The 11,463-nt window shown below is 73.5% G+C and carries 11 protein-coding genes; 7 read left to right on the plus strand and 4 right to left on the minus strand.

Features of this window, described 5'->3' with window-relative positions; genetic code table 11:
* Nucleotides 1-2,146 (minus strand): right-handed parallel beta-helix repeat-containing protein (locus tag PV721_RS35520; protein WP_319731727.1); only part of this gene is annotated, 2,146 nt, incomplete at its 3' end.
* A gap of 326 nt (nt 2,147-2,472) precedes the next feature.
* On the opposite strand from PV721_RS35520, the gene hmgA reads away from it, so the two are divergent.
* Together hmgA and PV721_RS35530 are read left to right on the plus strand one after the other, a co-directional pair.
* Entirely contained in the window at nt 2,473-3,798 is a 1,326-nt protein-coding gene (gene hmgA / locus PV721_RS35525; RefSeq protein WP_319731729.1) for a homogentisate 1,2-dioxygenase, read from the plus strand.
* Between the two features lie 64 nt (nt 3,799-3,862).
* Entirely contained in the window at nt 3,863-4,612 is a 750-nt protein-coding gene (locus tag PV721_RS35530; RefSeq protein ID WP_319731731.1) for a GntR family transcriptional regulator, read from the plus strand.
* Nucleotide 4,613: 1 nt separating this feature from the next.
* On the opposite strand, the gene PV721_RS35535 is transcribed toward PV721_RS35530, so the two are convergent.
* Nucleotides 4,614-4,775 (minus strand): hypothetical protein, encoded by a 162-nt coding sequence (locus PV721_RS35535; RefSeq protein WP_319731732.1) that lies wholly within the window; start codon nt 4,773-4,775, stop codon nt 4,614-4,616.
* Between the two features lie 147 nt (nt 4,776-4,922).
* Here PV721_RS35535 and PV721_RS35540 point away from each other — a divergent pair, with 147 nt between their 5' ends.
* The gene (locus tag PV721_RS35540; RefSeq protein ID WP_319731745.1) at nt 4,923-6,047 is read left to right on the plus strand and encodes a type ISP restriction/modification enzyme; all 1,125 of its coding nucleotides are present in this window, start codon (nt 4,923-4,925) and stop codon (nt 6,045-6,047) included.
* A gap of 83 nt (nt 6,048-6,130) precedes the next feature.
* Here the strand turns inward: PV721_RS35540 and PV721_RS35545 are convergent, their stop codons facing one another.
* Entirely contained in the window at nt 6,131-6,856 is a 726-nt protein-coding gene (locus PV721_RS35545) for a TetR/AcrR family transcriptional regulator (RefSeq protein WP_319731734.1), read from the minus strand.
* 74 nt (nt 6,857-6,930) lie between these two features.
* Between PV721_RS35545 and PV721_RS35550 the strand changes: the two genes are divergently transcribed.
* From PV721_RS35550 to PV721_RS35560, 3 genes are read left to right on the plus strand one after another with little or no spacing between them, the layout of a single operon-like run.
* A complete protein-coding gene (locus tag PV721_RS35550) occupies nt 6,931-7,893 on the plus strand; it encodes an ATP-binding cassette domain-containing protein (RefSeq protein ID WP_319731735.1) in 963 nt (320 codons plus the stop codon).
* On the plus strand, nt 7,890-8,687 hold the full coding sequence (locus PV721_RS35555) for an ABC transporter permease (RefSeq protein ID WP_319731737.1): 798 nt from the start codon (nt 7,890-7,892) through the stop codon (nt 8,685-8,687). Before PV721_RS35550 ends, PV721_RS35555 begins: the two co-directional genes overlap by 4 nt.
* Nucleotides 8,688-8,743: 56 nt before the next feature.
* Complete coding sequence (locus PV721_RS35560) at nt 8,744-9,964, plus strand: CaiB/BaiF CoA-transferase family protein (protein WP_319731739.1); 1,221 nt, start codon at nt 8,744-8,746, stop codon at nt 9,962-9,964.
* A 49-nt stretch (nt 9,965-10,013) separates the two neighbouring features.
* Here PV721_RS35560 and PV721_RS35565 read toward each other — a convergent pair whose 3' ends face one another.
* Nucleotides 10,014-10,283 carry a hypothetical protein gene (locus tag PV721_RS35565; RefSeq protein ID WP_319731741.1) on the minus strand — a complete coding sequence of 90 codons (270 nt, stop codon included), beginning with the start codon at nt 10,281-10,283 and terminating at the stop codon, nt 10,014-10,016.
* Between the two features lie 240 nt (nt 10,284-10,523).
* On the opposite strand from PV721_RS35565, the gene PV721_RS35570 reads away from it, so the two are divergent.
* The coding region (locus PV721_RS35570; protein WP_319731743.1) for a serine/threonine-protein kinase at nt 10,524-11,463 on the plus strand (940 nt) is incomplete at its 3' end.

The following is an 11,463-nucleotide window of genomic DNA, read 5'->3' on the forward strand; positions in this document are numbered from 1 at the left end:
GACCCTGGGCGTCCGCCCTGCGCCTGCCTTCCGCCTGGCCCCACCCCCCGGCCGGCCCTTCCCCCTCAACCGCGCGCCCCCCCGGGGCGCCGCCGCCGTGGCGCCGCCCATGGCCGTACCCCGGCCCGCCCCGCCGGCCCGGGCGGGCCGAGGCCACGACCGCCCACAGGACCCAGACGACGGCGACCAGGGCCCGTACCCAGGCGGGGCTCAGGGGGGTCCAGGGGATCATCAGGACGGCCTTGTCGAAGGCGTCCAGCAGGGTGAGCCCGGCCAGCAGCAGGGTCAGGCGGGCCAGCCAGGGACGGCCGGGGCGCAGCGCCAGGCCGACACCCGTCCACCACAGGCCGAGCAGGAGGAGGGCGAGGGCCGGGACGAAGGTGGCGGTCAGCCCCGTCGTGGAGCCGGCCACGTCCAGGGCCAGGCCTGCCAGGCCGAGCAGCGAGGCGGCCGTGCCCAGCCGGGAGCCGCGCAGGCGGCGCCCCCACAGGACCCCGCCGACCAGCAGCAGGACGGCCGCGACGGCGAGCGCGAGCTGGGTCTCCACCCGCTCCAGGCCGCGCGCGCCGTACCAGTCGCAGCCGGCCGGGAGTTTGCGTGCCTGGACGTTGTAGTCGGCGCAGACGAGGAGTTGGACCAGCTTGACCGGTTCGCCGACCAGACGGGCCGACGCCCCCGTCACGGCGCCCCGGCGGTCACCGCACTGCGGGACCGTGCCGGGGGTGGAGCCGTCGGGGCCGTCCTGCCAGCAGTTGCCGCGGCCCTGCCCGTCCCACCACACGTCCATGCCGTTGGGGCGGGCGGCGCCGGACTTGTCCTTGCCCATGACGTTCCCGGCGTAGCGGTTGTGGTGGGAGGTGTCCGTCTGCTTCGACCACTTCTCCTCGCCCCGGATGAAGGCGGGGACCGCGCTGAGGAAGAAGCCCGCGCGCCGGTGCCCGTACACCCAGTTGTCCTCGTACAGGTTCCAGTTGCCGCCTGCGGTGATGATGCCGGTGCCGGGCGGCATGGAGATCTGCGGGCAGACGACGCCGCGTTCGTAGCCGCGCTCGATCGGCGGCTTGGCGCAGGTGCCGTCGGCGACGTGGTGGTAGTAGTCCTGATTGTTGTCGTGGATCAGGTTCCGCTCGAACTTGGCGTGGTTCTGCGGGAGCCCGGGGTGGCCGGGGAAGGCGCTGTCCATCGAGGCGCCGCCCATGTTCTGGTCGAACTCGTTGTCGTGGACCCAGACCGAGTCGCCCGCCGTACCGGAGTAGCCGACCATGTTGTGGTGGCTGCGGCAGCCGGTGATCTCGATGGAGTAGCGGGGTACGTCGTAGCCGCGGCCGTCGTTGATGTCGGAGGCGCTGCCGGGGTAGATGCCGGAGTCGCCGTTCCCGTACGACTCGCAGTTCTTGTAGAGCCCGTGGTCGCTGGCGAAGGTCAGGAAGCCGTACTCGTCGTTCCAGCGGGTCAGTACGTCGTCGATCACGAAGCCGTCGCCCGCGAGCACGTAGAGCGAGTTGAAGGTGGTGCGCTGGGCGGTGAAGTTGCGGAAGTAGATGCCGTTGGACTTGTCGGCGCGGATGGCGTTCAGCTTCTGGTACTTGGCGTCGATGACCACGTCCAGCCGGGTCGCGCCCGTGCCCTCGATCTGCAGGTTCGTCTTGCCGAGGATCGCGACGAGGTTCTGGTTGTGCCGGCACTGCACCTGCTGCTCGTACGACAGGATCTGGTAGCCGAGTGAGGACTCGGGGGCCTTCAGTGCGGCGCACTCCCCCGTCGGCTTCGGCAGCGAGGGCTCCTCCTCGTACAGGCCGGGGAGGATCGCGATGTTCATCCCGGGCCGGTCGACGGCGTCGACGGCCTCCTGGAGGTGGCGGTAGCCGCTCTTCTCGCACTGCTCGTACAGGGCGAGGTTGCGCCGGCGGAGCTCTTCCGGGAAGGCGGATATCCGGCGTTCGAAGGCGGGCCGGTCGGTCTTGCAGACGACCAGGTCGGGCTCGGCCTTCCGGTATTCCGGTACGGATCCGGAGCCGTCCGGGAGGGTGACCGGGCGCTCTTCGTGCGCGCGGGCGGCGGGCGCGGCGGCGAAGAGGGTCAGGAGGGCAAGGAGGGCGGCGAGGAGCGCCGCCGGCACGGCAGGGAACCTGCGGGTCCACGACATGCGCGTGAGAGTAGAGCAATGTTCATCTTTTGGGATCCCCTCCTGCGCGAATCCGTCCCAGGTCTGCGCGAATCCATCCGGGGGCTGCACGAATCCGCCCGGGGGCTGTGCGAATCCGTCAACGGTCTGCGCGAAATCCGTCAACGGTCTGCGCGGATCCGTCCAGGGTGCCGGATTACAGGGTTCCCGCCCGTCCCGCAGCCCCGCAGCCCCGCAGCCCCGCAACCCGACCCCCGGCGCCTCGAGGCCCCAGGACCCCGTTGACGCGCGGGCCGCGGAATCCTACTGTCGACCATAGGATTCCTTCGACGGAGCGGGAGCAGCACATGAGCGAGCAGGCCGGCAGCGAGCAGGCCCGGAAGACGGCAGAGGGACTGGAGTACCTCACCGGCTTCGGCAACGAGCACAGCTCGGAGGCCGTCCCCGGCGCCCTCCCGCTCGGCCGGAACTCGCCCCAGCGCGCGCCCCTCGGCCTCTACGCCGAGCAGCTCAGCGGCAGCGCCTTCACCGAGCCCCGCACCCACAACCGCCGCTCGTGGCTCTACCGGATCCGCCCCTCGGCCGCGCACCCGCCCTTCACCCGGATCGACAACGGGGCCCTGCGCACCGCGCCCTTCACCGAGGCGGCGGACCCGAACCGGCTCCGCTGGAACCCGCTGCCCGACCCGGCCCCCGGCACCGACTTCCTGTCCGGCCTGTGGACCCTCGGCGGCAACGGCGACGCGGCCCAGCGCGCCGGCATGGCCATCCACCTCTACTCCGCCAACTCGTCCATGACGGACCGGGTGTTCAGCGACTCCGACGGCGAGCTGCTGATCGTCCCCGAGCGCGGCGGACTGCTCCTGCGCACCGAGCTCGGCCTGCTCGCCGCCCGGCCGGGCGACGTGGCCCTCATCCCGCGCGGCGTCCGCTTCCGCGTCGAGCTGCTGGACGCCGACGCCCGCGGCTACGTCTGCGAGAACTACGGCCAGCCCTTCGAGCTGCCGAACCTGGGCCCGATCGGCGCCAACGGCTTGGCTGCCGCACGGGACTTCCAGGCCCCGGTGGCGGCGTACGAGGACGTCGAGCGTCCGACCGAGGTGATCAACAAGTTCTGCGGCAACCTCTGGTCGGCCATCTACGACCACTCACCGCTCGACGTGGTCGCCTGGCACGGCAGCCACGTCCCGTACGTCTACGACCTGCACCGCTTCAACGTCCTGGGCTCGATCAGCTACGACCACCCCGACCCGTCGATCTTCACGGTCCTGACCTCGCCCTCGGACACCCCGGGCCTGGCGGGCGTGGACTTCGTGGTCTTCGCGCCGCGCTGGCTGGTCGGCGAGGACACCTTCCGCCCGCCCTACTTCCACCGCAACGTGATGAGCGAGTACATGGGCCTCATCGAGGGCGCCTACGACGCCAAGGCCGAAGGTTTCGTCCCCGGCGGCGGCTCGCTCCACAACATGATGTCCGCGCACGGCCCCGACCGGGAGACCTTCGACCGGGCGAGCGCCGCCGAGCTGAAGCCGCAGAAGATCGACGACGGCCTGGCCTTCATGTTCGAGACCCGCTGGCCGATCACCGCCACCGCCCAGGCGGCCGGCGCCGATCACCTCCAGCGCGGCTACGACGACGTGTGGCAGGGTCTGCAGCGCCACTTCCGCGCCTGACCTGCACTGCATACCCTGCAGGCGCTGCACGTCACCCCCTGTCCAGCCGTTCGGAGATCCACCCGTGACCGCCTTCGCCCCCGACTCGCTGGTACTGAACCGGAAGCTGCCGCTCTGGTATCAGGTGTCGCAGTCACTGCGCGCCTCGATACTGGGGCGCACTCCGGACGCCTCGCTGCGCCTGCCCACCGAGGAGCAGCTGGCCGAGCACTACGGGGTGAGCGTGCTGACCATGCGGCAGGCCCTGAAGGAGCTGGAGGGCGAGGGCCTGATCAGCCGGCACCGGCGGCGCGGAACCTTCATCGAGCCGGGCGCGCTGCGCAGCACCCCGGTCCGGCTGCTGGGCTCGGTCGACGCGATCGTGGCCCAGCAGTCCGGTGATCGCACGACGATCCTCGGCCACGGGCGCACACCCGTGGCCGGGGAGCTGCTGGAGCACTTCCCGGCCACGCCCGAGGTGGTCACGTACCGCCGGCTGCGCCGCGACCGCGAGAGCGGGGAGCCGACCAACTGGGCCGAGAACGCGGTGCTTCCGGAGTTCGCCGAGGCGGTGGACCTCGCCGATCTGGAGCGCTGGCCGATGACCAAGGTGCTGCGGGACGTCGTGGGCGTCCGCATCAGCCGCATCACGGACACGGTGGAGGCCCGGCTGGCCGACCCGGAGACGGCCGAGCTGCTCCAGGTCCCGCTGCTCAGCCCGATCCTGCACTACACGGGCGTGACGTACGACGAGGACGGCCGGGTGGTGGACGTGGCGCGGATCCGCTACCGCGGCGACCGCTTCTCCTTCACGGTGACGGTCGACGCCCACTGACCTACTTCTCGTCGGCCTCCGTGGTGCGCTCGCCCTCCGCCTGGGACGGCGTGGTCCGCATCGTCTGGGGGTGGCGCTCCTTGCGCTGCTTGTCGTCCATGTCCTCGTCGAGGCGCTCGCCCTCGGCCTGCGACGGAGTCGAGTATTCGTCGTACTGGCTCATGACCGTCTCCTCGGTCGATCCCGTACGTATGTGTCACTTATGCGTACATAAGGAGCGTAACGCTTCGGCCTGGACGCAGCCCGGCCATCGGATCCCGTCGCTACCATCGGCGGCGTGAGCGAAGACGTACCGCTGCTGGACGATCTGATGCCCTGGGCCGTGGGCGGCCTGCGCCTGGGCCGGGACTGGGTGGCCGCGCCCGATCCGGCGGCCCTGCGCGCCCGCTGGGCCACCCTGACCGGCTCCGAAGGGGCAGAGCGAGAGCGGCTGTTCCGCCCGAGCCGCGTCCGCACGCCCGCCGGCGGGGCGGCCGCGCTGCCGGGCCAGCGCTCGGCGGCCACGGCCCGTTTCGCCGACGCGCCCGGCCCCTGCCCCGACCCCGTACGGGTGCTCCGCGAGCCGTTCGACGAGCAGTGGCTCCTGCCCGACCAGCGGCTGATCGACACGGCCCGGCCGGAGCTCTGGCGGGTCCGGGACGAGCACCAGGTGTTCCTCGTCGAGACCCCCGACCCGCTGGTCACCGCGCACCTCCCGGCCGGCCGGCTCGGCCGGATCCGCCCGCTGCACCGGCGCCCCGGCGGCGCCGAGCCCAATCTCACCCCCGGCCTGCTTCCCCTGCTGGGCGAGCGCTACGGCGGCTGGGCCACCCCCGAGGACTTCCTGTGCTGGGTGCTCGCCGCGGGCCGCCCGGGCCCGCGCGGCTACGAGGTTCCGCTCGCCGCCGACCCCGCACGCTGGCGGGCCGGGCTGGAGCTGGGGCACCGGCTGCTCACCGTGCAGCTGCGCGGGGAGCGGGGCGGTGAGCCGCCGCGACTGCCGGGCGGACGGCGCCCGTACGTCCGCTCGGCGGTCGCGGCGTGGCCGCAGGGGCTCGCGTACGACGCCAGCAGCGAGACGCTGAGTCTCGGGGGCGGGACGGTCTCCCCCGTGCCGGCCGGGGCCTGGGAGTACGAGGCGCAGGGCGTGCGGGTCCTGGAGGCCTGGTTCGCCGCGCGTACCGCGCACCGCGGTCCGGCCGCCGACGGGCTGGAGGCGCTGGGGCCCGCCGAGTGGCCGCAGAGCTGGACCTCGGAGCTGCTCGCCCTGGTGACCACCCTGGCACTGCTGGCCGATCTGGCGCCGGAGCGGGCCGCGTTCGAGCCGGGGCCGAACCTGCCGGCCCGGGAGCTGCGCGCGGCCGGGGTGCTGCCGCCGCCCGGTTGGGCCCGGCGCCCGGCCTCGGTGCTGGACCACCACGAGGAGGGCCCGGGCGGGCAGTTCGCACTCCTCTGAGCCGCGGCGTGCGGGCGGGCAGTTCGCACTCCCCTGAGCCACGGCGTGCGGGCGGGCCCGCCCCCGAAGACGGACCCGCGCGCTCACGTCCCCCAGGCCCCCAGCAGCCGTGAGACGGAGCGGTCGAACACCGCGGCCATGTCCAGTCCCGCGCCGGGGACCGGGCCGCCGCCCGCGAGGGCAGCCGCCAGCCGCGGGTACTCCCCGGTGGCCAGGCGGGAGCCGAGCCAGGCCGACCGCACGCCCTGCTCCTCCGCCTCGCTCCACGGCAGCGCCCGGGCTCGCTCGGCCAGCGCCAACTCGCCCGCCACGTAGGTCGCGACGGTGCCGTTGACCGCGGCGACGAGCTCCAGCTTCTCGGCGTCCGGCGCGTCCAGCGGGGCCAGGCAGTCCAGGCTGTACTCCAGGTAGCGCAGGGCGTTCGGGCCGAAGCCGTAGACGGGGCTCAGCAGGCGCGGCAGCCAAGGGTGGCGGTGCATCAGCGCGCGCGTCTGCCGGGCCAGCGCCAGCTGGTCGGCCCGCCAGTCGCCGGTCGGCGGGGTGAGCTCGTACTCGCCGCTGACCGCGTCGACCATCAGCTCGTACAGGTCCTCCTTGCGCGGCACGTAGTTGTAGAGGGACATCGTCCCCGCGCCGATCCCGGCGGCCACGCGCCGCATCGAGACGGCCTCGATCCCCTCCGCGTCGGCGATCCGCACCGCTTCGGCCGCGATGGAGTCACGGCTGTGCGCGGGCCTGGGGCCGCGGCCGGCCCGGTGGGGCCGGGACCAGATCACTTCGGGTTCAGCGGGTCGCCCGCCGGCTGTCATCGCTCAGATCACCTCGTCGTCTCGACCACCATCTTAGTTACGTACGCCGTACGTAGTGAGGTACGGTGGCACACATGACGACTACGTACGCTGTACTTAGTGAGGCTCTGGAGAAGAGCTACGGGGAGGTCCACGCCCTGCGCGGCCTCGATCTCGCCGTTGCCGAGGGCGCGGTGTGCGGCCTCCTCGGCCCCAACGGCGCGGGCAAGACCACCGCCGTCCGGATCCTCACCACCCTCACCGCGCCCACCGCCGGCCGCGCCCTCGTCGCCGGCCACGACGTCACCCGCGAGCCCGCGGCCGTCCGCCAGGCCATCGGGGTCACCGGCCAGTACGCCTCCGTCGACGGGGATCTGACGGGCCGCGAGAACCTCCGGCTCTTCGCCCGGCTCGCCGGACTGCGCGGCTCCGCCGGCCGGGCACGTGCCGACGAGCTGCTGGAACGGTTCGGGCTCGCCGAGGCCGCCGACCGCGTGGCCGCCACCTGGTCCGGCGGCATGAAGCGGCGCCTGGACCTGGCCGCCGGGCTGGTCACCCGCCCCCGGGTGCTGTTCCTCGACGAGCCCACCACCGGCTTGGACCCGGCGGCCCGCGAGCAGATCTGGAGCGCGGTGCGCGCGCTCGCGGAGGAGGGCACCACGGTGCTGCTCACCACCCAGTACCTGGAGGAGGCCGACCGGCTCGCGGACGACATCGTGGTCGTCGACCGCGGCGGGGTGGCCGCCACCGGCACCCCGGCCGGGCTCAAGGCCCGCATCGGCGCCTACGCGGAGGTCACCGTCGCCGCCCGCGGGGCCCTGTCCGCCGCCGCCGGCGTTCTCGACCAGCTCACCGGGGGCCGGCCCGTGCTCGACGAGGAGCGGCTGACCGTGGGCGTGACCGTCCTCGACAGCGGGCTCACCCTGCCGCGGATCATCCGGGAACTCGACACCGCCGGCGTCCCGGTCACGGACGCCGGCCTGCGCCCGCCCACCCTCGACGAGGTGTTCCTGCGCCTCACCCAGGCCCGTTCCGCCGATCAGGAGTACGCCGCATGAGCACCCTGCTGTCCGACGGCGGAGCCGTCTTCACCCGCCAGCTCCAGAAGGCCCGGCACGCCCCGGCGCTCCTGGTCCTCACCCAGACCATGCCGATCACCATGCTGCTGTTCTTCGGGTACGTCTTCGGCAGCGCCCTCGCCATGCCGGGCGGCGAGTACCGGGAGTTCCTGGTGCCCGGGCTGCTCGCCGCCACCGCCGCGAACGGCCTGATGACCGGCATGTTCACCGCGGCGCAGGACGCCCACCGCGGCGTGATGGACCGGTTCCGCACCCTGCCGATGAGCCGCACCGCCGTCCCGCTCGGGCAGACGGCGGCCGATCTGCTCACCACGGGCGTGTCGATGGCGCCGCTGATGCTGGTGGGGCTGGCGATGGGCTGGCGGATCGAGAACGGCCTGCCCGGCGCGCTGGGCGCCCTGGGCGTGCTCCTGCTGTTCCGCTTCGCCACCGCGTGGGTGGGCACGTACCTCGGCCTGCTGAGCAGGAGCGAGGAGGCGGCGGGCCAGCTCGGCAGCGCCACCTTCGTCCTGCCGATGCTGTCCAGCGCGTACCTGCCGACCGCCGGGCTGCCCGGGTGGCTGCGCGCGGTCGCCGAGTGGAACCCGATCAGCGCCGTCGCCACCGCTGTGCGCGAGCTGTGCGGGAACGCCGGGGGCGGGGCGGCGGCCGGGGCCGCCTGGCCCGCGGCGCACCCCGTGGCCGGGGCGCTGCTCTGGTCGGTGCTGCTCCTCGCACTGTTCGTGCCGCTGGCCACGCGCAGGTTCGCCCGCGGGGAGGCGGCGCGCGGATGACGCACGTCACCGCCCCGCGTGGTGACAGTTCCCGTCCGACCCGGTAGGCAGGGCCCATGGCTACCGAAACGGCTCCCGCACGAACCCCTGAACCGCTCCCGCTGGACGGCATCACCGTCGTCGCCGTCGAACAGGCCGTCTCGGCCCCCTTCGCCACCCGCCAGCTCGCCGACCTCGGCGCCAGGGTGATCAAGGTCGAGCGTCCCGACGGCGGCGACTTCGCCCGCGCGTACGACACCGCCGCGCACGGCCTCGCCTCACACTTCGTCTGGGCCAACCGGGGCAAGGAGTCGATCGCGCTCGACCTGAAGGACCCGCGCGGCCGGGAGGTCCTGCACGGCCTGCTGGCCGACGCCGACGTCTTCGTGCAGAACCTCGCGCAGGGCGCCGCCGCCCGGCTCGGGCTCGACTCGGCCGCGCTGTGCGCGCGTTACCCCCGGCTGGTAGCCGTGGACGTCTCCGGCTACGGCTCCGAGGGCCCGTACGCCCACAAGCGCGCCTACGACATGCTCGTGCAGTGCGAGGCGGGCCTGGTCTCGGTGACCGGCACCCCGGAGCAGCCCGTCAAGGCGGGGATCCCGGCGGCCGACATCGCGGCGGCCATGTACGCCTTCTCGGGGGTGCTCGCCGCCCTGCTGCGCCGCGGGGTCACCGGGCGAGGGGGCAGGGTGGAGGTGTCGATGCTGGACGCGCTGGCGGAATGGATGGGGCATCCGCTCCACCACACGATGCACGGCGGGGAGCAGCCCGTGCGCACCGGACTCGCGCACGCGGTGATCGCACCCTACGACGCCTACCCGACGGCCGACGGGGACCGGGTGCTGCTGTCGGTGCAGAACGACCGCGAGTGGCGCCGGCTCGCCCAACAGGTGCTGGAGCAACCCGAGTTGGCCGAGGATCCGGCGTACGCGACGAACGCGGCCCGCACCGGGAACCGGGCGAAGACCGACGCGGTGGTGGCGCAGGCCCTGGGGCGGCTGGGCGCCGACGAGGCGATCGGGCGGCTGGAGGCGGCGGGCATCGCCTGCGCGCGGCTGAACTCGGTGGCCCAGCTGGCCGGGCACCCGCAGCTGGCGGCCCGGGACCGCTGGCGGGAGGTGGGATCACCGGCCGGACCGCTGCGGGCCCTGCTGCCGCCGATCGGGCTGCCGGGCGGCGCGGCACCGCACATGGGTGCGGTGCCCGCGCTGGGCGAACACACCGAAGCCCTGCTGCGCGCCCTGGGGATGGCGGACGCGCAGATCTCGGAACTGCGCCGGGACGGTGTGATCGGGTAGGGCCGGGGAGCCGCAGGCCCGAGGGCGAACGGCTGCGGTGCGGGGACGGTTACGAACGGCGGCTGCCGAAGAGCGTGCGACGCAGACGGCGCAGCGGCGCGAAGAGCGAGACGCGCGCGCTCCGGCTCCGCAGGCGGTGCGTGTGGTCGCGGGAGGTGAGCTCGCGCATCAGCAGCGTCGCCTCGGCGGTCTCCCGGTGCGGGACGGCGGGTCCGCCCAGCACGGCGAGATGGCGGTCGAGGCGCGAACTGCTCGCACCACTGCCGCAGGTGATGGCAGGCACGCGAGGCGGCCTGCTGCGCATAGCTATCTGTTCCATGTTCTCTCCCCACCCGTACGAGGGCACCCGGCCCGGGCAGGTTAACCCTATCGCCCCCGCGTCGCCCCCGGGTATCCCGGTGGTGTGAATTACCCCTATGGCTACGGGTAGTTGACGATTACTCAGCGGAGTCGATCGTCACTCTCCGCACAGAGGTGACGCTGCGGAAGGTCACGCCGCGAGTCCCGTCACGACAGGGGCCACTTGCCGCCCACTGCGCTAACTTGGAGTGACCGCCCGATGACACGCGGGCGCAGAGGAACGCACTCGGGGGGCCGCGTGAGTGAGCAATCGAACTCCGATCGCGTCGTATCGGGCCGGTACCGGCTGCTGGAACCGATCGGCCGGGGCGGCATGGGCGTCGTGTGGCGGGCCCGGGACGAGGTGCTGGCCCGTGACGTGGCCGTCAAGGAGGTACGGGCACCCGCCGGACTGGATCCCGCAGAACTGCAGCGCATGTACCGGCGGCTGGAGCGGGAGGCCTGGGCCGCGGCCCGGGTCTCGCACCGCGGGGTCGTCACCGTCTACGACGTCGCCTCCGAGGACGGGCGGCCCTGGATCGTGATGGAGCTGGTGCGCGGGCTCTCGCTGGCCGACGTACTGGAGGCGGAGGGGCCGATGACCCCGCAGCGCGCCGCCCACACCGGGGAACAGGTGCTGGCCGCACTGCGCTGTGCGCACGACGCGGGGGTGCTGCACCGGGACGTGAAGCCGGGCAACGTGCTGATCGCCAATGACGGCCGGGTGGTCCTCAGCGACTTCGGGATCGCGAGCCTGGAGGGCTCCTCAGCGATCACCATGACGGGCGAGGTGGTCGGCTCACCCGAATTCCTGGCGCCTGAGCGGGCGTTGGGGCGCGATCCGGGACCCGGGTCGGACCTGTGGTCGCTCGGGGTCATGCTCTACGCCGCCGTCGAGGGGGTCACCCCGTTCCGGCGGGCCACCCCGCTGGACACCCTGCGGGCTGTGGTGGACGCGGAGTTGCCGCCGCCGCGCCGGGCCGGACCGCTGGAGCCCGTACTGGAGGGGCTGCTGCGCAAGGATCCGGCCGAGCGGCTGCCCGCGGCGGAGGCGGCCCGGATGCTGCGGGTGGTGGGCGCGGGCGGGGCCGTACGGGCCTCCGGCGGGCCGGTGTCGGGCCCGGGCTCGCCGACGGCCACCGCGCACCACGGGCACGAGG

The organism is Streptomyces sp. MB09-01 (assembly GCF_033794505.1).
In the GTDB taxonomy this organism is placed as follows: domain Bacteria; phylum Actinomycetota; class Actinomycetes; order Streptomycetales; family Streptomycetaceae; genus Streptomyces.

What these genes read in the sequence shown, in the direction of transcription:
- hmgA (WP_319731729.1), top strand. Translation starts at nt 2,473, where the DNA reads ATGAGCGAGCAGGCCGGCAGCGAGCAGGCCCGGAAGACGGCAGAGGGA.
- PV721_RS35535 (WP_319731732.1), bottom strand. Translation starts at nt 4,775, where the DNA reads ATGAGCCAGTACGACGAATACTCGACTCCGTCGCAGGCCGAGGGCGAG.
- PV721_RS35560 (WP_319731739.1), top strand. Translation starts at nt 8,744, where the DNA reads ATGGCTACCGAAACGGCTCCCGCACGAACCCCTGAACCGCTCCCGCTG.
- PV721_RS35550 (WP_319731735.1), top strand. Translation starts at nt 6,931, where the DNA reads ATGACGACTACGTACGCTGTACTTAGTGAGGCTCTGGAGAAGAGCTAC.
- PV721_RS35540 (WP_319731745.1), top strand. Translation starts at nt 4,923, where the DNA reads ATGCCCTGGGCCGTGGGCGGCCTGCGCCTGGGCCGGGACTGGGTGGCC.
- PV721_RS35565 (WP_319731741.1), bottom strand. Translation starts at nt 10,283, where the DNA reads ATGGAACAGATAGCTATGCGCAGCAGGCCGCCTCGCGTGCCTGCCATC.
- PV721_RS35555 (WP_319731737.1), top strand. Translation starts at nt 7,890, where the DNA reads ATGAGCACCCTGCTGTCCGACGGCGGAGCCGTCTTCACCCGCCAGCTC.
- PV721_RS35545 (WP_319731734.1), bottom strand. Translation starts at nt 6,856, where the DNA reads ATGACAGCCGGCGGGCGACCCGCTGAACCCGAAGTGATCTGGTCCCGG.